Genomic DNA, 20604 nt, shown 5'->3' with positions numbered 1-20604 from the left:
TCAGTCCATCAGTGGCTGCGTTCGACCACCTGTCGTGCCAGTTTGGACAGGGCGGTGGCCTGGATGCCGGCGTCCGAGAGCGACTGCTGCATCACTGCCAGCAGGTGCACGAGGCGGTCGCGGCTGGCATGGATCCCCAGCAATGCGGGAAAGGTTTCCTTGCCTTGGGCAACGTCCTTGCCGGCGGTCTTGCCCAGCAGGTCGCTGTCCCCTTCGACGTCGAGCAGGTCGTCGCGGATCTGGAAAGCCAGGCCCAGCGCGTCGGCGTAGCGATCCAAGCTGTCGCGGGTGGCGGCGTCAACGCCTGCGGCGAGTGCGCCGAGTCGGATCCCGCAGCGCAGCAGCGCTCCGGTTTTCAGTGCGTGCATGTGCTCCAGTGCGGCCAGTCGCTGGGTGGATGGCGACCCAGGGTCCGCAGGGGGCTTCGGTTCATGGCCGCCGGTCGCGTCGATGTCCAGCGCTTGTCCACCACACATGCCGCCTGCGCCTGCGGCCTGCGCGAGTTCGGCCAGCATGGCGCAGCGCCGCTCTGAAGGGAGGGGTGCGCTGGCGAGCGTTTCGAAGGCCAGCGCCTGCAGGGCGTCGCCGGCCAGGATTGCGGTGGCCACGCCGTAGGCGACGTGCACGGTTGGGCGGCCGCGGCGCAGTGTGTCATCGTCCATCGACGGCAGGTCGTCGTGGACCAGCGAGTAGCAATGGATGAGTTCGACAGCCGCGGCGACGTGGTCCAGATCCGCTTCGGCCATATCGAAGGCTGTTCCGGTGGCATAGACCAGCAGCGGACGCACGCGCTTGCCGCCGGCGAGGGTTGCGTGCCGCATCGCGGCATGCAGGCGTTGCGGCGTGTGTCCCGGGGCGTCGAGGAGGCGTCCGAGCGTCGCTTCGATCCGGTTGCCCCAGCGCTCGAGGGAGCCTTCAGCCATCGCGGCCGGGATCGAAGTTGCGGGCGTCTTCGGGTGCAGCAGGATCGGCCAGCGTGCGCACGCGCTGTTCCGCTTGTTCCAGCGCCGCCTGCAGGCGCCGGTAGAGTTGTACGCCGCACTCGTAGGCGGCAAGCGATTCTTCCAAAGTCATGCCGCCGGTTTCCATTTTCCCGACCAAGTCCTCCAATGCCTGCATCGAGGCTTCGAAATCGGCAACTGGGGACGGTTCGGGATGGGAGCGCTTGGCCATGATTGGATTCTAATACGTCCGTCGGCTTGGTCAGGCGCGCTGCCATCGGATTCGTGCGGGGCTCTCCGGGTCAGCACCGAGCATGCGCGCCAGTCGATCCGAGACCAACTGGTCGCCAGCGGCAAGGATTTCACCGTCGGCAGCGACCAGGAGGGGCAGCCTGGCGCGCGCCCACGGCGGAAGCTGGAGTGCCTGCAGCAGGTGTTTCAGGCTGCTCGAATGTGTGCGTCCGGGCAGGCGAATGCGTTCCCCCCCGTGCCGCGTGCGGATCTGGATCGGGGCATCGAGTGCCGTGTTCCCTTCCAGGATGAGTTGACTGCCGTCCGGTAGCGTCAACGGGCAGCGACCGTCCCAGGCAAGTGTCCAGGCAACCGGCGCGGACGATTGCGCACTGCCTGCGTGCAGGCTGTCGCACCAGCGGGAAATTGTCGCGCCGTGCCAGGTGTAGCTGGGTTGGCGATCGCGCGGGCCAGGGACCACTTCTCGGAGCACGCGCGCCACGCCGTTGTCGGACAGCGGTGGCAGGCCCAGCTCGTGCATCCACAGGCGCAGTACACGGGCCTGCGCTTCGGGCCCAAGCGCGAGCAGTTCCGGGATCGCGATGCGATCAGGCGCGGTGGGCCGGACTTGGGCAAGGTTGGCGTGATCCAATGCCAGCAGGAGCCGACTGGCGTTGCCGCTGTGATGCGCACTTCGCGCCAGGGCGGCGTCAGCGTGCGGCCAGCGCTCGCGAAGCAGCGGCAGCACACGGTGGCGCAGGAAGTTGCGGTCATGGCGGTCATCCGCATTGCTGGAATCCTCGATCCAGCGCAAGCCATGCTCCTGGGCGTAGGCGCGCAGGGCGGTGCCGGCGGTGTCCAGCAGCGGGCGCCACAGGTGGCCTCGGTGGAAGGGTCGCCATTGTTGCATTGCGCCAAGCCCATCCGTGCCGGCGCCTCGCAGGGCGCGGAGCATGAAGGTTTCCGCCTGATCGTCGCGATGGTGGGCGAGGGCGAGGATGGCAGCAATGTCCAGCGCCGCGGCAAATGCACGTTGTCTGGCCGCGCGCGCTGCCCCTTCTAGACCGAGGCCGGATGAACGGTCCACTTCGACCCGAACGACCTGCAACGGCACGCCCAACGCAGTGCATGCGCGCAGGCAGTGGTCTGCCCACGCGTCTGCCGCAGCGTGCAGGCCGTGGTGGACGTGGATCGCGCCGAGGCCGGTTGCGCGGATCCCTGGATCCGTGGCGAGCAGATGCAGGAGGACCGTGGAGTCCATCCCGCCGCTGAAGCCCAGCAGGATCGGTGCACGTCTCGGGGGCTCGGGCAATCGCATGGTGAAAGTGTAAGCGCGGGTTTCGACCCGCCACGTCATGCCGCCTTCAGGATGCGATGTCGTAGGCGCCGTAGCCGCGCAGGCGCCGGTAGCGACGCTCCAGCAGGGTATCGACCGGGGTGCTTGCAAGGGCGTCGAGTTCGTTCAGCAGCACCGCCTTGAGTCGACGCGCCATCTGCACCGGGTTGCGGTGGGCACCGCCAATGGGTTCGCGCACCACCTTGTCGATCAGCCCCAGCGCGTGGAGGCGCTGGGCAGTCATGCCGAGTTGTTCGGCAGCTTCCTTGGCCCGTCCGGCATCGCGCCACAGGATCGAGGCGCAGCCTTCCGGTGTGATGACCGAGTAGGTGCTGTATTCCAGCATCAGGGTGCGGTCGCCCACCCCGATGGCCAACGCGCCGCCGCTGCCACCTTCGCCGATCACCGTGCACACGATCGGCACGCGCAATTCCGCCATCTCCAGCAGGTTGCGGGCGATCGCCTCGGACTGGCCGCGTTCTTCGGCATCGATGCCGGGCCACGCGCCCATGGTGTCGATGAAGGTCAGCAGGGGCAGCCCGAACCGTTCCGCAAGCTTCATCAGGCGCAGCGCCTTGCGATAGCCCTCGGGCTTGGGCATGCCGAAGTTGCGTTTGACCTTGGTCTTGTTGTCGCGGCCTTTTTCATGGCCGATGACCACGACCGGGCTTCCATCGATCCGGGCCAGGCCACCGACGATGGCATTGTCATCGGCAAACGCGCGGTCGCCGGCCAGTTCCTGGAATTCGTCGCACATCACCCGCAGGTAGTCCAGCGTATAGGGGCGCTGCGGGTGGCGGGAAAGCTGCGAGATCTGCCACGGGGTCAGGTCGCGGAAGATCGCCGCAGTGCGCTTGCGCAGCTTTTCCTGCAGGGCGTGGACTTCGGCATCGACATTGACTGCGGTGCCACTGCCGGCAAGTCGCAATTCCTGGATCTTGGTTTCCAGGTCGGCGATGGGCTGCTCGAAGTCGAGGTAATTCGGGTTCATGGCAGGATTTTACCAGTCACCCGCAATGCAGCGCCTGCCTGGCGTGCGGGTTGGTTTGGCAGGGGTCCCGGGTCAGCCAGCGTCGGCCCATGGCCTCGTAAAATGCAAACTGACCTTGTCGACGCCTGGGAGGTCGCGAAGGATGGCCGGGAGGGATTCGTCCATGCACAGCCCATGGCCGGCGTCGAGCCTAAGCCTGCCGATGCCGGCGTTGGTCATGGCCTCGATCAGGACCGGGGTGGTGCCGGCGTGGCCCGCCAGGATCCGTTCGAGTCCCTTCAGCGACTGGGGTTGACGCAAATCGATGCGGATCGCCACCCGTTGGGCGTGGCCTTTGCACAGTTGCGAGAAATCCCAGCAATGGCTGGCACGGAGAGCATAGCCTTCGTTGAAGCTGTCTTCGCGGAGTCCGCCTTCCACGACCAGGATGCGATCGCGCGTCAGCAGTGGCGCGTACTGCGTCCAGGCCTCGTCGATGAACGTGCACTCCACCCGTCCCCGGCCGTCCTCCAATTGCACGGCGGTTTCCGTTTCGCCGCGCTTTCGGATCGCGATCACTTGCCCGGCGACGTGGGTGTGCACCGATGGCCGCCGGTTGCGCCCCTCGTTCTGGCGGAAGCCCTGTGCGCCGCGCTCCCACAGGGCTTCCAGCGCGGACAGGTCATGGCCCACCAGTTTCACCAGATCCTCGTGATAGGGATCCATCGGATGGCCGCTGAGGAAATGCCCCAGCGTGTCGCGCTCACGTGCCAGCTTTTGCGCCAACGGCCATTCGCCGGTCTCCGGCAAATCGATGTGGATGTCGCTGCCGCCACCGCCACCGAACATGTCGAACATGCCGCTGTTCCTGTTTCGCGCCATCTGTTCGGTGGCTTTCAGCACTTCGGGCAGTTGCAGCATCAGCGAGGCACGGTTGGCGGCCAGAGCATCCATCGCCCCGGCATGGATCAGCGCCTCCAGCGTGCGCTTGTTCATGCCGCCGGCGGAAACGCGCTGGCAGAAATCGGATAGGTCACGGAATGGCCCGCCGTCCTTGCGTGCGCTGGAAATCGCATCGCACACGCCATGGCCCACGCCCTTCACCGCGCCCAGGCCATAGCGGATCGTGGCCTCGTCGATGGCCTCGAACATGTAGCCGGAGGCGTTCACATCCGGTGGCAGCAGGGTCAAGCCGAGCATGCGCGTCTCGTCGACGAAGCCCACCACCTTGTCGGTCTTGTCCATGTCCGAGGACAGCGTGGCCGCCATGAACTCGGCTGGAAAGTGCTTCTTCAGCCACGCCGTCTGGTAGGCGACCAGCGAGTAGGCGGCAGCGTGCGATTTGTTGAAACCGTAACCTGCGAACTTTTCCATCAGGTCGAAGATTTCGTCGGCCTTTGCTGCGCTGACCCCGCCCTTGGCCGCGCCCTCGCGGAAGATCTCGCGGTGCTTGGCCATCTCGGCCGGCACTTTCTTGCCCATCGCGCGGCGCAGCAGGTCGGCGCCGCCCAGCGTGTATCCGCCGACGATCTGCGCCATCTGCATGACCTGTTCCTGGTAGACCATGATGCCGTAGGTCTCCTGGAGCATGGCCCGGGTCCGTGGATCCGGGTACTCGAACTCCTCGCGCCCGTGCTTGCGCGCCACGAACGACGGAATCATGTCCATCGGGCCGGGGCGGTACAGCGCGTTCAGTGCAATCAGGTCTTCGAAGCGGTCGGGCTTGGCGTCCTTCAGCGCGCGCCGCATGCCGTGGGATTCGAACTGGAACACCGAGCCGGTATTGCCGTTGGCGAACACGTTGCGATAGACGCTGGCATCGTCCAGCGGAATGGTGGTGATGTCGATGTGTGCGGCACCGTCCTTGGCGCGACGTGCGTTGATCGCCTTCACCGCCCAATCGATGATGGTCAGCGTGCGCAGGCCGAGGAAGTCGAACTTCACCAGCCCGACCGCTTCGACGTCGTCCTTGTCGAATTGGGTGACTGGATTCTTGCCCAGGGTGCCTCGGTCGTGTTCAGCGTACAGCGGGCAGAAATCGGACAAGGACGAGGGCGCGATCACCACGCCGCCGGCATGCTTGCCGGCGTTGCGGGTCAGGGCTTCCAGTTGCAGTGCAAGGTCGATCAGGTCGCGGACTTCTTCCTCGTCCTGATAGCGTCGGATCAGTTCGAGCGAGGCTCGCTCGGGATCCATGCCATCCTTGCCTTCGCCCATCGCATCCTTCAGCGTGATGCCGAGGACGTTGGGAATGAGCTTGGCGATGCCATCGACCATGCCGTAGCCGAGGCCGAGCACGCGGCCACAGTCGCGTAGCACCGCTTTCGCCGCCATCGTGCCGTAGGTGATGATTTGCGACACGCGGTCGCGGCCGTACTTGCGCGCGACGTAGTCGATGACTTCATCGCGCCGATCCATGCAGAAATCGATGTCGAAGTCGGGCATCGACACGCGTTCCGGGTTGAGGAAGCGTTCGAACAGCAGGTTGTAGGGCAGCGGGTCGAGGTCGGTGATCTGCAGCGCCCACGCGACCAGCGAGCCGGCACCGGAGCCGCGGCCGGGGCCGATCGGGATGCCCTGGTGCTTGCCCCACTGGATGAAGTCGGCCACGATCAGGAAGTAGCCGGGGAAGCCCATCTTGATGATCGTGTCCAGCTCGAAGTCCAGTCGTGCGATGTAATCCTCGCGGGTCTTGCCGGGAGCCAGTGGATTCTTTTGCAGGCGGGCTTCAAGGCCAGCGTGTGCTTCGCTGCGGATCCAGCTTTCCAGGGTTTCATCCGACGGCACCGGATAGGCGGGCAGGAAGTAGGTGCCCAGCTTCAACTGCAGATTGCAGCGCTGCGCCAATGCCACCGTATTGTCCAGCGCATCTGGCACGTCGGCGAACAGTTCGACCATGGCCTCGGTCGAGCGCAGGTTTTGCTGCGGGCTGTAATCGCGCGGCCGTCGTGGATCGTCCAGTACGCGCCCGGTCGAAATGCAGACACGGGCCTCGTGCGCATCGAAGCCGGCGGCATCGAGGAAGCGCACGTCATTGCTGGCGACCACCGGCAGGCCGAGCTTGCCGGAAGCGTGCAGGGCGAATTGGTTGAACGCCTCTTCCCCTTCGCGGCCGGTGCGTGTGAGTTCCAGATGCAGGTCCTCGCCGAACACGCTCCGCCAATGCCCGAGTTGTGCCTCGGCCAGGTCGTCTCGACCTGACAAGGCCAGACGCCCGGCCAGGCTGTTGCGTCCTGCGATCGCGAACAAGCCGGCATGATCACCCTGCAGCCAATCCGGATCGATCGCCACGCAGTCGCCATGTTGGCCTTCCAGCCAGGCGCGGCTGAGCAGGCGCGACAGGCTCAGATAACCCGATTGATCGCGGCAGAGCAGGGTCAGCATGGACGGCGCATCGCCACCGTTGGCCACCAGCACATCGGCGCCGGCGATCGGCTTGATGCCCACGTTCTCGGCCGCCTTGTAGAACTTGACCAGGGCGAACAGGTTGTTGCGATCGGTGACGGCCAGCGCAGGCAGCTGCAATTCGACCGCGCGGCTCAGCAGGTTGGGGCGATCACCGGCCTTTTCCGGGCGCGCGTCGTCGGGCTTCTCGGGCACGCGGATGGTGGAATCCACGAGCGAGAACTCGGTGTGCAGATGCAGGTGGACGAAACGTGCGGGCATCGCGTCGGCGCGTGTTGAACCCGCAGAGTAGGGCGCGGGGACGGACCGGGCAAGGCTTGACAGTGGCGTGAAGTGCAGCCGGGTCAGTCGGGCAAGGGCAATCCCGGCAAGACGCCCTGTGTGGGCCGGGTCGCCATTGCCGCGCGCACCGGCGCGAAGCTGCGCCGATGCTGCGGACAGGGGCCAAATTCGCGCAGGGCAGCAAGGTGGGCCGGGCTGGGGTAGCCCTTGTGACGGTCGAAGCCGTACTGCGGGTAGTGTGCGTGCAGTTCGCACATACGGGCGTCGCGCGTCACTTTGGCGAGGATCGAGGCGGCCATGATGCTGCGGTCGCGCGCATCACCACCCACCCAGGCTTCGGCTGGACAGGGCAAGTCCTTCGGCAACTTGTTGCCGTCGATGCGTGCGCAGTCGGCGACATGGGCGACGCCGAGCAAGGCTTCGCGCATGCCGTGCATCGTCGCCTGAAAAATATTGCGACGGTCGATTTCGTCCGCCTCCACGAACACGATCTTCCACGCCAGTGCGCGTTCGAGGATGCGCGGATACAGGGCCTCGCGTTGTTTCTCACTCAGGACCTTGGAATCATCCAGCCCGTTCACCGGGGTGCGTCCGGCTGCGAAGACCACGGCAGCCACCACCACCGGCCCGGCCAACGGCCCGCGCCCGGCTTCGTCGATACCTGCAATGAAGCCCCTCTCCCCCGGGGAGAGGGGTTGGGGTGAGGGTCGGGACTGGCTGTGATCAACCACGGCTCAGAAAACTCAGCTCGACTTGCCGACCAGCAGTTCCGTCACGGCCTCCGCCGCCCGTTGCGAGGCATCGCAGCGCAGCTGTTCGTGCAGGGCAAGAAAGCGCGGCTGCAGCGCGGCAACCGCCTGCGGGTCGCGAAACCAATGCAGCAGCGCGGCGTGCAGATTTTCCGGCGTGCACGTGTCCTGCAGCAATTCCGGAACCAGGGCTTCGCCTGCCAGCACATTGGGCAGACTGACATGCGTGGACTTGAGCAGTCCGAACAGTTTGACGATGCGGTAGGTCAGTGCGGAAATGCGATGGCCAATCACCATCGGGCGTTTGCACAGCATTGCCTCCAGCGCGGCGGTGCCCGATGCCAGCAGCACGCAATCGCTGGCGATCATGCTCTGCTGCGCCTGTCCGTCGATGATCCGGAACGATGCCGCATCGCCAAGGATGGTGTCGATGGCGGCACGGCACTGTGCATTCGCGGCAGGCACCAGCACGCGCAGGCCGGGTATGTCAGCTGCGAGACGACGCGCTGCTTCGGCGAAGTCCGGCAACATGCGGCGGATTTCGCCCAGCCTGCTGCCGGGCAGCAGGGCGAGGATCGGTGTGTCGGTTTCTTCACCCAATGCAGCGCGCGCGGCCGAGCGGTCCGGCTGCAAGGGGATCGCATCAGCCAGCGGATGGCCGATGAAACGGGCATCCACACCATGTCGCGCATAGATCGGTGGCTCCATCGGGAACAGGCAGAGCACGCGGTCGGCGCTTTGCCCGATCTTCGCGGCACGGCCCTTCCGCCAAGCCCAGATCGACGGGCTGACGTCATGCACGGTGCGCACGCCGCGCTGCTTCAGCCAGCGTTCGACGCCGAGGTTGAAGTCGGGTGCGTCAATGCCGATGTAGACGTCGGGTTTCCAGTCGAGGACGCGTTGGCGAAACTGCTTGCGCAGACGCAGCAGGCGCGGCAAATGCGCCAGCACTTCGGCCAAGCCCATCACCGCAAGCGCGCTGGCATCAAACCAGGTCTCCATGCCGGCGGCACGCATACCGGGGCCGCCGATGCCGGCGAATTGCGCATCGGGGAATCGCATGCGCAGTGCGTCGATCAATCCTGCGCCAAGTTGGTCGCCCGAGGTTTCACCGGCGCAGAGAGCGAAGCGCCTGGGTTCGGGATTGGGAATTGGGAATTGGGGATTCGAAGAAGATGGATTCACGTCATTCCTGCCTTTCCGAATCCCCAATCCCGCATCCCCAATCCCGGCTTCACCGCAGCAACGGCCGTTCGCTGGCGTCGATGAAATCGAGGAAGGCACGCACATCGTCGCTGCCTGCGGCGATTTCGGCCAGTTCGGCCTTGGCCTCGTCGAGCTTGGCCTCTCCCATGTACAGCGCACGGTAGGCGCGTTTGATCGCGGCGATGCGCTGCGCATCGAAGCCACGCCGCTTCAGGCCTTCGGCATTGATCCCGCGCGGGCGTGCGTATTTTTCCTGCGCGACCATCAGGAATGGAGGCACGTCGCCATTGACGAAGGCGCCCATGCCGATGAAGGCGTGGTCACCGATCCGACAGAACTGATGGACGCCGGTGAAGCCGCTGAGAATGACATGGTTGCCGACCACCACGTGCCCGGCGAGGGTGGCGTTGTTGGAGAACACGCAGTCATCGCCGACGATGCAGTCGTGGGCGATGTGGCTATAGGCGAGGATCCAGTTGCGGTGACCGATGCGGGTGATACCGCCACCGTCGCCGGTACCACGGTTGATGGTGACGAATTCGCGGATCGAATTGCCGTCGCCGATTTCCAGCTCGACCCGCTCGCCACGGTATTTCTTGTCCTGCGGTTCGCCGCCGATCGCGGCGTGGCCGTGGAAGATGTTGTCGCGACCGATCCGGGTCGGGCCTTCGATCGTGCAGTGCGGGCCGATGCGGGTGTTGTCCCCGATGGCGACCTCCTGCCCGATCACCGCGAACGCACCCACCTGCACGCCATTGCCCAGGCGTGCATCGGCCGCGATCACGGCGCTGGGGTGGATGCGACTGGTGGTCATGGCAGGCGCAGGCTCAACCGCGCGCCGCGGCGCACAGGATTTCCGCGCAGGCCACTTGCTGGCCATCCACGCGGGCGATGCCGACGTACTGGGCCATGTTGCGGATCCGCCGCTTCAGTTCGACATCGAGTTCAAGACGATCGCCTGGCACCACCATCCGGCTGAACTTGGCATTGTCCACCTTGACCAGATAGAAGGTCTCGGTCAGCGGATCGGAGGGATTGCGCGACAGTTGCGAGAGCAGACCACCGGCTTGGGCCAGCGCCTCGATCACCAGCACGCCCGGCATCACCGGCTTGCCGGGGAAATGGCCCTGAAAGAAGGGCTCGTTGCAGCTGACGTTCTTGTAGGCCAGCACGCGCTTCTCCGGCTCCAGTTCGACCACGCGATCGACCAGCAGGAAGGGATAGCGGTGCGGCAGCAGGTATTCGATGGCGGCGGTGCCAAGCGGAAGCGACAGATCGGGAGTCGTGCTCATTCGTGGTCCTTGGCATCGCCCGCCCGTCGGCGGGCGATGCGGTCGAGTTGTCGGAACCGCGCGGCATTCTTGCGCCAGCTGCGGTTGTCCATCAGTGGGGTCCCGGAGGAATACTCACCAGGGACGTTGATCGAGTGGGTGACCAGCGACATGGCCGTGATGACCACGCCATCGCACAGTTCAAGATGGCCCAGGATGCCGGCACCACCGCCGATCAGGCAACGGCGACCAATGCGGGCACTGCCGGCCACCGCCGAGCAGCCGGCCATCGCGGTATGCGCGCCGATATGGACGTTGTGGCCGATCTGGATCTGGTTGTCGAGGCGCACGTCCTGTTCCAGCACGGTGTCGTCCAAGGCGCCGCGGTCGATGGTGGTGTTGGCGCCGATTTCGCAATCGTCCCCTACCACCACGCCGCCCAATTGCGGCACCTTGATCCAGCGCCCGGCATCCATCGCAAGGCCGAAGCCGTCGGCGCCGAGCACGGCGCCGGGATGGATCAGGACGCGCTGGCCCAGCCGTACGCGCGTGACCAGGGTCGCACGCGCCACCAACAGACACCCATCGCCGACCTCGCAATCCGGGCCGATCACGCAGCCAGGCCCAATCGTCGCGCCAGCGCCGATCCGGCTACGCGCACCGACAGTCGCATGCGGGCCAATGCTGGCGGTGGGGTCGATCACTGCCGTAGCGTCGATCACTGCGGTCGGATGGATGCCGGGAATCGATTCCTGCCCCGGGGCGAACAGGGCGGAGATCTTCGCAAAGGCGACATAGGGATTTTCGGTCAGCAGGGCAGTCCCTGCAAACACATCCGCGTCTGTTGCGCACAGCACGACGGTGCCGGCGTGGGTGTGCGCAAGCTGGGCCCGGTAGCGTGGATTGGCCAGGAAGGACAGCTGTTCCGGGGTCGCGCTGGCCAAGGCGGCAACCCCGGTGATGGTCCGGTCCGCGCCGCGCAAGGTGAGCCCGAAGCGCTCGGCCAGGGCGGCTGCGGTCAGCGCCGGTGGTTTCATCTCGGCAGGTCGTTCAGAGCTGGGAGCCCGCATAGGTGAACTGCAGGCGTTCGAGCTGGTCGCCGGGGCGTGTGCGCACCGGGATCGCGTAGCTGATCGACAACGGCCCCATCGGGGAGCGCCAGAGCATGGAGATGCCGACCGAAGCGCGCAGGTCGTTGGCGCGGAAATTCCTCCAGCCGTCGTACACGTTGCCGAAATCGAGGAACGCGGAGAACCGGGCCGAAGGGCTGTCGATGAGCTTCGGGAAGATGGCTTCGATCGAGCCTGCGAACAACATCGAACCACCCAGCGGCTGCCGGTAGCCGGTTGCGGCGACGTAGGCCGGCCCAAGGGTGTTGTCCATGAAGCCACGGACGCGCCCGCTGGAATTGATGCCGCCCGCGTAGAAATTCTCGAAGAACGGCAGGCCAGCGGCGACGGCCACGCGCTTGAAATCCGGTGACGTCGTCAGACAGGGATTGCTCGGCGGTGGTGGAGCAGGCGGTGGCGGTGGGTTCGGATTGTCCGGGGTTGGCGGCGTCGGTGGCGTCGGCAGCGTGTAGCAGACGTTGCGGGCGTAATCCCTGCCGTAGGAGTCGCCGAATCCCACCGTCATGGCGGTACGAAGCACCAGGTTCGGGTTCAGCGGCCAGTATCTGGCGAAGTCGTACTGGATCTTGTAATAGCCGACCGTCGATCCCGGCAAGGTGAGCTCCGCAGTCAACGCATGGGAACTTCCGGTCACCGGCATCAGGTAATTGTTGCGGGTGTCGCGGGACCACGATCCTTGCATGCGGAAGGAGCGGAACGTGCGTTCGCCGATCGCAAACAGGTAGTCCATGATGGGCTGGGGCGTGGTACCGGCGAAGGCGTCGATCTGGTTGGTGTCCGCGCCGATCATCAGCGACACCGTGTCGCTCTCGCTCAGCGGGATGCCCAGCAGCACTTGGAATGCGCCGCTGTTCGAGGAGTACTGGGCGACGTTGTAGTTTGAATAGTCAAACTCCCGCCACCAGATGTTGTAGCCGAGCGAGAGGCCATCGTCCGTGAAGTAGGGATTCATGAACGAAAAGTCGTAGCGCTTCTGGTAGGCGCTGGTCGAGATGGCGACCGACAGCATGTTGCCGGTGCCCAGGAAGTTCTTTTCGGACAACTGCAGGGACAGGTTGACGCCGGAGAGCTGGGAATAGCCGAATCCGGCCGAAATGGTGCCGGAATTGGTTTCCTTGACCGTGTAGACGACGTCGACCTGGTCAGTGGTTCCCGGGACAACGGTCTTCTCGACGCTGACTTCCTCGAAGTAGCCCAGTCGGTCCAAGCGCACCTTGCCGCGGTCGATGGCTGCCTGCGAATACCAGCTACCTTCGAACTGGCGCATCTCGCGGCGCAGCACCGGGTCGGCGGTGCGGGTGTTGCCCTTGAACACGATCCGGCGCACCGTCACCCGCGGGCCGGGCTGGATCTGGAAATCGACGGCCACGGTGCGCTTGTCACGATCGATGCGCGGAACCGGATTGACCTGGGCGAAGGCGTAGCCGATGTTGGCAAGGCGGAGGGAAATCGTCTTGGTGGCAAACTCCAGCTGCGCGCGCGAGAAGGTCCCGCCCGGGCGGATGTATCCGACCATCGATTCGATTTCTTCCTTCGGGAGGATGGTGTTCCCGGAGACGGTGATCTCGCCGAAGTTGTAGACCTCGCCTTCGGTGATCCCGGCAGTGATGTACATGTCGTTGCGGTCGCCGCTGATCGCGACCTGGGCCGAATCGAGGTTGAAGTCCACGTAGCCGCGGTTCAGGTACCAAGACGTGAGCCGTTCGATGTCGCCGGAGAGTTTTTCGCGCGAATACTGGTCGTCGCGCTTGTACCAACTCAGCCAGTTCGAGGTATGGGACTCCCAGCTCTCCGTGATCTCTTCCTGCGGGAACGTGTCGTTGCCGATCAGGTTGATGTGGCGGATGCGCGCCGCCTTGCCTTCCTTGACCGTGATGGTCAGGTTGATGCGGTTGCGGTCGAGGCGTTCGATCGTTGGCGTGATCTCGACGTTGTACTTGCCGCGGTTGTTGTACTGGCGATTGAGTTCCTGGGTCAGGCGGTCGAGGTTGAGCAGGTTGAAGGTTTCACCCTCGGAGAGGCCGATTTCCTTGAGGCCCTTGAGCAGGTCCTCGGTCTTGATGTCCTTGTTGCCGGTCAGGGTCAGCTTGTTGATCGCAGGCCGTTCGATCACCGTGACCACCAAGATGTTTCCCTGGCGATCAAGCCGGACATCCTCGAAGAACCCGGTCTTGTACAGGGCGCGCAGTGCCTCTGCTGCCTTGGCCTGGTCAATGGTGTCGCCGCGCTCGACCGGAAGATAGGTGAACACGGCGCCGGCGCCGATCCGCTGCAGGCCGTCGATGCGGATGTCCTGGACCGTGAACGGCGAGAACGGCACATTCGGCGTCGGCGTTGGTGCCGCGGGCGCCGGTGGCGTGGACGTCGTCTGGGCCCAGGCAGGAATCGAAAGCGCCGAGGCCAGTGCAATGGCCAGGAGACGGCGGGATGGGGCTCGGGTCATTCGAAACGTCCTGTTTGGTGCAGCTATGTTCGGGGAGGCCACGCGGTGCGGGGCGTCGGGTGAATGGATCACGACATCATGCTCAGGATGTCATTGTAGAAGGCCAGTCCCATCAATCCTGCGATCAGCACAAGACCGATGTACTGGCCCATGGCCTGGGCGCGTTCGCCCAATGGGCGGCCCTTGGCAAGCTCGATAAGGTAATACAGCAGGTGCCCCCCGTCCAAGACCGGGATCGGCAGGAGGTTGAGCAGGCCGAGGCTGACCGAGAGCAGGGCGAGGAATTCGAGGAACCATGCCGGGCCGCGGGCGGCGAAATCATTGGCCGCGCGGGCAATCGTGACTGGTCCTGAAACGGTGTTCCGCACCGCAATCTGGCCGCTGACCGCGCGGCTGATCATTTCCACGATCAGCGCACTCTGGAAGACGGTTTCGCGGGCCGCGGCCGGAATTGCGGCAATCGGCCCGAGGCGCAGCACGGCGTCGTGCGGCATCTCGACCGGTACGCTGCTGAGAATCCCGAGGTACCAGCGAGCCTTCCCGGAAGCGTCCACCCCGCGTTGCGGGGTCAGCTCCAGGGCAAGCCGCTGGCCGTCGCGTTCGACCTCGATCATTCCTGGGCCGCCGCGCAGTCCAAGCCGCTCGACCTGGGGGGCAATGTCCTCGTAGCTGGAGATCGGCGTGCCGTCGATCGCGGTGATCCTGTCACCTTCCGCCAGCACGCCCCAAGCTGGGGTGCTCTCTTTCACGCGGCCAATGATGGCCGGCATCAGCAGATGCCGCGGAAGCAGGCCGATCTTTGCCAACGCCTGGGTTTCATCCATCTGTGCCGGCAGGTCCTGCAATGCCAGTTGGCGTGTCGTGTCGAGGCCGCCCGGTGTGCGGATGGCCAAGGTCACGGGCTTGCGGTCGAGCGCAGCGACCGACAGGGCGATGCCCAACTCGCTCCAGGTCGGCGTTTGCCGTTCCCCTACCGCCGTGATGCGATCTCCCGGGTGCAAGCCTGCTTGGGCGGCGATGCCCTTGGCGTATCCCACCACCGGCGCGTAATCCGGACGACCGACGACCAGCATCGCCCAGAGCAGCAGGAAGGCCAGCAGCAGGTTCGCCAACGGGCCGGCCGCAGCGATCGCGATCCGTTGCCAGACCGGCTTGCGGTTGAATGCCAGGGCAACCTCCGATTCGGCAACATCGTCCTCGCGCTCGTCCAGCATGCGCACATAGCCGCCGAGTGGAATCGCGGCGATCACATATTCGGTGCCATCGCGCCCGCGGCGCGACCACAGCGGCTTGCCGAAGCCGACCGAGAAGCGCAAGACCTTCACCCCGCAGCGGCGTGCCACCCAGAAATGACCGAATTCATGGAAGGTCACCAGCACGCCCAAGGCAACCAGCAGCCACCAGACCGAGCCAAAGAACTCATTCATGCCCGTCGCCTCGCATGGATGCGCGAACGGGCAATCGATCGCGCCGCACGGTCGGCGTCGAGCAGGGGATCCAGGGTGTTGGCACGGGCGGGTGGAAGGGCGTCCAAGACTGCGGAAATGGTATCGGGAATGTCCAGAAAACCGATGTCGCCCTGAAGGAAGGCTGAAACGGCTTCCTCATTGGCGGCGTTGAGCACCGCCGGGGCCGTGCCACCCGCTGCCAGCGCGGTTGTTGCCAGCCGCAGGCAGGGGAACGCGTCGAGGTCGGGTTGCTCGAAGTCCAGCCGCCCGCCCTGGCTGAGCAGGTCGAGCGCGGACACGCCGGAGCTGATGCGCTGCGGCCAACCCAAACCCACCGCCAGCGCGGTGCGCATGTCGGGCAGGCCCAGTTGCGCCAGCGTGCTGCCGTCGGCGAAATCCACCATGGCGTGGACCAGTGACTGCGGGTGCACCAGCACGCGGATGGCGGCACCCGGGATCCGGAACAGGTGGTGGGCTTCGATGACTTCGAGGCCCTTGTTCATCAGCGTGGCCGAATCCACCGAGATCTTCGGCCCCATCGACCACTTCGGGTGGGCCACGGCTTGCGCCGGTGTGACCTTGGCCAAGGCATCGCGGGTCCAGCCCCGGAACGGACCGCCCGAGGCGGTCAGGGTGATCCGCGTCGGTGTCGACGTGCCGTCGCCCAAGCACTGGAACACGGCGTTGTGCTCGCTGTCGATCGGCACGATGGTGGCGCCCGCGGCCTCGGCTGTGCGCATCAGCAGTTCACCGGCGAGGACCAGCGATTCCTTGTTGGCCAGCAGCAACCGTTTGCCAGCGCGTGCAGCCGCCAAGGTCGATGACAGGCCGACCGCGCCGACGATCGCGGCCACCACGATGTCGCAGGCGGCACCTGCCGCAAGTGCGGCAATGGCGGCGTCGCCGGCATGCGCCTCGGTCGCGAGTCCGGCGTCGCGCAGGCCGTCGCGCAAGCAGGCGTAAAGGCGAGGATCGGCGATGACTGCATGCTCGGGCCGGTGCGTGCGGCACAGCGCGAGCAATGCGTCCACCCGCGTGCCGGCCGCGAGCACGCTGGCGCGCACGCTGTCCGGGTGACGGGCGATCACATCCAGCGCGGACGCGCCGATCGAACCGGTGGCACCGAGCACGGCAACCTTGCGCATCATCAGAATCCGAGCCAGGCCTTGCCGACCGCGAACACGGGGAGTGCCGCGAGCAGGCTGTCGACGCGATCGAGGATGCCACCATGCCCGGGGATCAGGGTGCCGGAATCCTTCACCCCGGCGTGGCGCTTGAGCAGGCTTTCGAACAGGTCGCCGGCGACCGAGAACAGCACCGTCACCATGGCAATCAGGATGACGCCCGCCAACTTGCGGGTCGGAACCTCCAGCAGCAGGGCCCCGGCAACGGCGACCAAGGCCGCCAGCACGAGGCCGCCAACCAAGCCTTCCAGCGACTTGTTCGGGCTGATGCGTGGCGCCAGCTTGCGGCCGCCGAACCATTGGCCACTGAAGCGCCGGCCGGCGAAATACGCGCCGCTGTCCGCGGCCCAGACCAGCAGCAGCGCCAGCAGCAGCCAAGCGTGACCATGGGGTGTCCCGGCGTGGATCAGCGCCAGTGCGCACCAGGCCGGGACCACGGCTGCGGTGGCGGCAACCAGTTTGAAGACGCGAGCCTGGCTTCCGGCTCGCGAAGCGAAGTCATAGTGAAGCATCCACAGCAGGGACAGCAGCCACCAGATGACGCCGAGCATGGCGGTCAATTCGAACAAGGGCAGCGCGCTGGTCCGCGACGAGCGCGAAGCCCAGACCAGGGCCACCATCAGTGCCAGGTTGCAGGCCAGCAGGACGGTGCGGGCGAGGGTGTCCTCGATGTTGACCAGCTTCAGCCATTCCCACAGCGCCAGCAGGCACAGCAGCGCACTGAGCAGCATCAGCCAGGCGGTGGGTAACAGCAGGACAGCTGTAATGGCCGCCGGGGCCATCACCAGTGCGGCGAGGACGCGGGTTTTCGTCATGGCGCCTTCGCTCCGTCTTTGGCCTGGATCTGTTCGCTGGTCAGGCCGAATCGACGTTCACGCGCCGCGTAAGCGTCGAGTGCCGACTGCAGCAGGACAGCATCGACATCAGGCCACAGGACTTCGGTGAACCACAGTTCGGTGTAGGCCAGCTGCCAGAGCAGGAAATTGCTGATTCGCAGTTCGCCACCCGTACGGATGAACAGGTCGGGCGGTGGCAGGTCGGCGAGTGCCATGCGCGACGACAGCGCCGTCGCATCGATCTGTTCCGGCTGCAGCCGGCCTGCGGCGACTTCGCTGGCCAATTCGCGTGCCGCGCGTGCGATGTCCTGCTGGCCGCCGTAGCTCGCCGCGATGTTCAGGTGCAGGCGCGCGTTGCCGGCGGTCCGGATTTCGGTGGAATGCATGCGCTCACGGATTCCGGTGGGAAAACGTTCGCGTTCGCCGATGAAGCGCAGCCGTACGCCAAGGCGTGCCAATTCGTCAACCTCACGATCGAGTGCGCCGATGAACAGCCTCATCAAGCCGCTGACTTCATCGCTCGGACGGTCCCAGTTTTCGCTGGAGAACGCGAACAGAGTCAAGGCGCCGATCCCGCGCTGGAGACAGAACTCCACGCAGCGCTTGACCGCGCGGGCCCCGGCGCGATGGCCGATCAGACGTGGGCGATGCCGTGCCTGCGCCCAGCGGCCGTTGCCGTCCATGATGATGGCGATGTGCTGTGGCACCGCGCCGCTCGCCCGATCGCCCGACGGTATGGTTCCCGGCGCGGCCAACGCGTCAGTCAAGGAAACACTCCCGTCGAAGGCAAGGCTGCAACGCTTTCACGGATCACCAATCCCGAATCCCGAATCCCCAATCCCGGCTCCTCTCAGACCGACATCAACTCGGTTTCCTTGCCCTTGATCACGTCATCCACCTCCTTGATCGCGGCGTCGGTGATCTTCTGGATCTCGACCTCGGCGCGCGCGCTGTCGTCTTCGCTGATCTGCTTGTCCTTCAGCAATTCCTTGACGTGGTGGTTGGCATCGCGGCGGATGTTGCGGATCGCGACCTTGGCGTCCTCGCCTTCACCATGCACGACCTTGGTCAGGTCGCGGCGGCGCTCTTCGGTCAGGGCCGGGATGTTCAGGCGGATGGTGGTGCCGGCGGTGTTCGGGGTCAGTCCGAGGTCGGAGGCCAGGATCGCCTTTTCGACCGCCCCGACCATCTGCTTTTCCCATGGCACGATCATGATCGTGCGCGCGTCCCCGATCGAGACGCTGGCGACCTGCGACAGTGGCACGTCCGAGCCGTAGTAGTTGACCTTGATGCTGTCGACCAGGCCGGTGTTCGCACGCCCGGTACGGACCTTGACGAGGTTATGGCGCAGGGTTTCGATGCTCTTGCCCATGCGCGACTGGGCGTCTTTCTTGATCTCGTTCAGCATGGCCGCGTTCTCCGAAGTTCCGCAAACGGGCCATTATAGGCGGGCTTGGGCGAACTCAGCCCGGGCCACCCACCAGAGTGCCGATGTGTTCACCGCGCAGGATGCGCAACAGCACGCCGGGCTGGGCCATGTCGAAGATCCGCAGGGGCAGCTTGGCGTCACGGCAGAGCGCGAAGGCGGCGGTGTCCATCACCCGCAGGTCGTGGCGGATCACATCGTCGTAGCTCAGGTTATCGAGTTTGACCGCGTCCGCGTGTTTTTCCGGGTCCTTGTCATAGACCCCGTCGACCTTGGTGGCCTTGAGCAGCAGGTCGGCGCCAATCTCGATCGCGCGCAGCGCCGCGCCGGAGTCGGTGGTGAAGAACGGGTTGCCGGTGCCAGCGGCGAAGATCGTGATGCGGCCCTTTTCCAGATGCCGAATGGCGCGGCGGCGGATGTAATCCTCGCAGACGTCGTTGATCTTGAGCGCGCTCATCACCCGGCACTTGGCGCCGGCCTTCTCCAGTGCATCCTGCATCGCCAGCGCATTGATCACCGTGGCCAGCATGCCCATCTGGTCGCCGGTGACACGATCCATGCCGCCGGCGGCCAGCCCGGCGCCGCGGAAGATGTTGCCGCCACCGATCACCAGCGCGATCTCGGCGCCTGCGTCACGGGCCTCGATGACCTCGCGCGCCAGTCGGCCCAGCACCTTGGGATCGATGCCGTAATCCTCGTCCCCCATCAACGCCTCGCCGGAGAGTTTCAACAGCACGCGGCGATAGGCGAGTTCGGACATGGGGCACCGGACGGACGAAAGGAAGGCGCGCGAATTCTAACGGAAAGGCCGCGCTCGCGATGGCGCGACAGCGCGGCGCGCTTCTAACCCAGCAGGATCCATGCCGTGATCAAGGCCAGCAACGCAAGCGGATACAGGCTGGCACGGTCGAACAATTTCGCGGCGCGGCGGCCTTCATGGGAACGCAGCAGTTGCACGCCGGGGATCAGCAGCAGGACCACGCCGATCGCCAGCATCCCGAGCTGGAAGCGCAGTCCCAGCCCGAGTTCGGGCGCAGCCATCCGCGGCAGGAGCCAGCCCAGCGCCAGCGTGGCCAGCAGGGCGACCACCACCACCCGGCCGGCCACCTTCTCACCGAACACCAGCGGGATCGTGCGCGCACCGACGCGGCGGTCTTCCTCGACATCGTTCCAGTCGGCGGGCACGTTCTGGCCGCCGATTTCCCAAGCCATCAGCCAGGCCACCATCAGCCCCAACAGGGCCGGGTCCGGGCGTGGCACCACCGCCAGCACTGCCGCCACCGGGCCCAGCGATTTCACCACGCCGCTGACCAGCACCCGCCACCAGCTGACCTTGAACAGCAGGCAGTAGACGGTTTCCAGGATCGGCGCGGCCAGCACCACCCAGACCAGCAGCGGGTTGAGCCAGTACGCGCCGATCAGGGCGATCACAAACCAGGCCGAGAACCAGGCGATCCCCTTGCCGAGGCTGAGCTTGCCCTGGGCGATGGGGTAGCGCAGGTCGGAGGCTTCCACCGAATAACCGGCGTTGGGGCCGGCACCGGCGAATTTCTCGCGGTCGACCTTGACCCCGATGATGTCGTTCAGCGCGTACAGCGCGGTGTAGCCGGCCAGCGCGGTCAGCAGCGCCACCAGCAGCACCGGCCAGCGCGGGAAGTGGCCAAGCCACAACAGCGCGGCGAAGCCCGGCATGGCGATATCGAGCACGCCGTGGGTGGAGCGCGACAGGGCGAGGAAGCTGCGCAT

18 protein-coding genes are annotated in these 20604 nt (G+C 65.6%); all 18 read right to left on the bottom strand.

Going from position 1 to position 20604, the window contains the following annotated elements; all coding sequences use genetic code 11:
- Positions 1–8: 8 nt before the first annotated feature.
- Positions 9–923 (bottom strand): farnesyl diphosphate synthase, encoded by a 915-nt coding sequence (locus IT472_RS04060; RefSeq protein ID WP_297178765.1) that lies wholly within the window; start codon positions 921–923, stop codon positions 9–11.
- Positions 916–1173 (bottom strand): exodeoxyribonuclease VII small subunit, encoded by a 258-nt coding sequence (locus tag IT472_RS04055; protein WP_297178762.1) that lies wholly within the window; start codon positions 1171–1173, stop codon positions 916–918. The genes IT472_RS04060 and IT472_RS04055 overlap by 8 nt, the downstream gene beginning before the upstream one ends.
- A gap of 30 nt (positions 1174–1203) precedes the next feature.
- Complete coding sequence (tilS, locus tag IT472_RS04050) at positions 1204–2490, bottom strand: tRNA lysidine(34) synthetase TilS (protein ID WP_297178759.1); 1287 nt, start codon at positions 2488–2490, stop codon at positions 1204–1206.
- A 46-nt stretch (positions 2491–2536) separates the two neighbouring features.
- Positions 2537–3499: an acetyl-CoA carboxylase carboxyltransferase subunit alpha gene (locus IT472_RS04045; protein ID WP_297178756.1), complete on the bottom strand. Its 963-nt coding sequence runs from the start codon at positions 3497–3499 to the stop codon at positions 2537–2539.
- 72 nt (positions 3500–3571) lie between these two features.
- The gene (gene dnaE, locus IT472_RS04040; protein WP_297178753.1) at positions 3572–7144 is read right to left on the bottom strand and encodes a DNA polymerase III subunit alpha; all 3573 of its coding nucleotides are present in this window, start codon (positions 7142–7144) and stop codon (positions 3572–3574) included.
- A gap of 83 nt (positions 7145–7227) precedes the next feature.
- On the bottom strand, positions 7228–7833 hold the full coding sequence (locus tag IT472_RS04035; RefSeq protein WP_343231806.1) for a ribonuclease HII: 606 nt from the start codon (positions 7831–7833) through the stop codon (positions 7228–7230).
- A gap of 75 nt (positions 7834–7908) precedes the next feature.
- A complete protein-coding gene (lpxB, locus tag IT472_RS04030) occupies positions 7909–9204 on the bottom strand; it encodes a lipid-A-disaccharide synthase (RefSeq protein WP_297178748.1) in 1296 nt (431 codons plus the stop codon).
- On the bottom strand, positions 9149–9934 hold the full coding sequence (lpxA, locus tag IT472_RS04025) for an acyl-ACP--UDP-N-acetylglucosamine O-acyltransferase (protein ID WP_297178744.1): 786 nt from the start codon (positions 9932–9934) through the stop codon (positions 9149–9151). The genes lpxB and lpxA overlap by 56 nt, the downstream gene beginning before the upstream one ends.
- Positions 9935–9947: 13 nt before the next feature.
- Positions 9948–10412 (bottom strand): 3-hydroxyacyl-ACP dehydratase FabZ, encoded by a 465-nt coding sequence (gene fabZ, locus IT472_RS04020; RefSeq protein WP_297178741.1) that lies wholly within the window; start codon positions 10410–10412, stop codon positions 9948–9950.
- Positions 10409–11428: a UDP-3-O-(3-hydroxymyristoyl)glucosamine N-acyltransferase gene (gene lpxD / locus IT472_RS04015; protein WP_297178739.1), complete on the bottom strand. Its 1020-nt coding sequence runs from the start codon at positions 11426–11428 to the stop codon at positions 10409–10411. Before lpxD ends, fabZ begins: the two co-directional genes overlap by 4 nt.
- A gap of 13 nt (positions 11429–11441) precedes the next feature.
- Complete coding sequence (bamA, locus tag IT472_RS04010; protein WP_297178735.1) at positions 11442–13964, bottom strand: outer membrane protein assembly factor BamA; 2523 nt, start codon at positions 13962–13964, stop codon at positions 11442–11444.
- 68 nt (positions 13965–14032) lie between these two features.
- Positions 14033–15391 (bottom strand): RIP metalloprotease RseP, encoded by a 1359-nt coding sequence (rseP, locus tag IT472_RS04005; RefSeq protein WP_297178733.1) that lies wholly within the window; start codon positions 15389–15391, stop codon positions 14033–14035.
- Positions 15388–16557, bottom strand: coding sequence for a 1-deoxy-D-xylulose-5-phosphate reductoisomerase (gene dxr, locus IT472_RS04000; RefSeq protein WP_297178730.1), 1170 nt, complete (start codon positions 16555–16557; stop codon positions 15388–15390). The genes rseP and dxr overlap by 4 nt, the downstream gene beginning before the upstream one ends.
- Positions 16558–16559: 2 nt before the next feature.
- Complete coding sequence (locus IT472_RS03995; protein WP_297178727.1) at positions 16560–17411, bottom strand: phosphatidate cytidylyltransferase; 852 nt, start codon at positions 17409–17411, stop codon at positions 16560–16562.
- Complete coding sequence (gene uppS / locus IT472_RS03990; protein WP_297178808.1) at positions 17408–18169, bottom strand: polyprenyl diphosphate synthase; 762 nt, start codon at positions 18167–18169, stop codon at positions 17408–17410. The genes IT472_RS03995 and uppS overlap by 4 nt, the downstream gene beginning before the upstream one ends.
- A gap of 113 nt (positions 18170–18282) precedes the next feature.
- A complete protein-coding gene (gene frr, locus IT472_RS03985; protein ID WP_297178725.1) occupies positions 18283–18840 on the bottom strand; it encodes a ribosome recycling factor in 558 nt (185 codons plus the stop codon).
- Between the two features lie 55 nt (positions 18841–18895).
- Positions 18896–19618 carry a UMP kinase gene (pyrH, locus tag IT472_RS03980; RefSeq protein ID WP_297178722.1) on the bottom strand — a complete coding sequence of 241 codons (723 nt, stop codon included), beginning with the start codon at positions 19616–19618 and terminating at the stop codon, positions 18896–18898.
- An 83-nt stretch (positions 19619–19701) separates the two neighbouring features.
- A complete protein-coding gene (locus IT472_RS03975; protein ID WP_297178719.1) occupies positions 19702–20604 on the bottom strand; it encodes a UbiA family prenyltransferase in 903 nt (300 codons plus the stop codon).

The sequence above is a fragment of the Thermomonas sp. genome (assembly GCF_020850895.1).
Lineage (GTDB): Bacteria > Pseudomonadota > Gammaproteobacteria > Xanthomonadales > Xanthomonadaceae > Thermomonas.
The sequence above is the reverse complement of the archived record's forward strand: the minus strand, read 5'-3'. Positions and strand labels throughout refer to the sequence as shown.

Coding starts and splice junctions, on each gene's coding strand:
- IT472_RS04060 (WP_297178765.1), bottom strand. CDS start 923: ATGGCTGAAGGCTCCCTCGAGCGCTGGGGCAACCGGATCGAAGCGACG.
- IT472_RS04055 (WP_297178762.1), bottom strand. CDS start 1,173: ATGGCCAAGCGCTCCCATCCCGAACCGTCCCCAGTTGCCGATTTCGAA.
- tilS (WP_297178759.1), bottom strand. CDS start 2,490: ATGCGATTGCCCGAGCCCCCGAGACGTGCACCGATCCTGCTGGGCTTC.
- IT472_RS04045 (WP_297178756.1), bottom strand. CDS start 3,499: ATGAACCCGAATTACCTCGACTTCGAGCAGCCCATCGCCGACCTGGAA.
- dnaE (WP_297178753.1), bottom strand. CDS start 7,144: ATGCCCGCACGTTTCGTCCACCTGCATCTGCACACCGAGTTCTCGCTC.
- lpxB (WP_297178748.1), bottom strand. CDS start 9,204: ATGTGCGTGCCTTCCTCGATTTCATCGACGCCAGCGAACGGCCGTTGC.
- lpxA (WP_297178744.1), bottom strand. CDS start 9,934: ATGACCACCAGTCGCATCCACCCCAGCGCCGTGATCGCGGCCGATGCA.
- fabZ (WP_297178741.1), bottom strand. CDS start 10,412: ATGAGCACGACTCCCGATCTGTCGCTTCCGCTTGGCACCGCCGCCATC.
- lpxD (WP_297178739.1), bottom strand. CDS start 11,428: ATGAAACCACCGGCGCTGACCGCAGCCGCCCTGGCCGAGCGCTTCGGG.
- bamA (WP_297178735.1), bottom strand. CDS start 13,964: ATGACCCGAGCCCCATCCCGCCGTCTCCTGGCCATTGCACTGGCCTCG.
- rseP (WP_297178733.1), bottom strand. CDS start 15,391: ATGAATGAGTTCTTTGGCTCGGTCTGGTGGCTGCTGGTTGCCTTGGGC.
- dxr (WP_297178730.1), bottom strand. CDS start 16,557: ATGCGCAAGGTTGCCGTGCTCGGTGCCACCGGTTCGATCGGCGCGTCC.
- IT472_RS03995 (WP_297178727.1), bottom strand. CDS start 17,411: ATGACGAAAACCCGCGTCCTCGCCGCACTGGTGATGGCCCCGGCGGCC.
- frr (WP_297178725.1), bottom strand. CDS start 18,840: ATGCTGAACGAGATCAAGAAAGACGCCCAGTCGCGCATGGGCAAGAGC.
- pyrH (WP_297178722.1), bottom strand. CDS start 19,618: ATGTCCGAACTCGCCTATCGCCGCGTGCTGTTGAAACTCTCCGGCGAG.
- IT472_RS03975 (WP_297178719.1), bottom strand. CDS start 20,604: ATGCGCAGCTTCCTCGCCCTGTCGCGCTCCACCCACGGCGTGCTCGAT.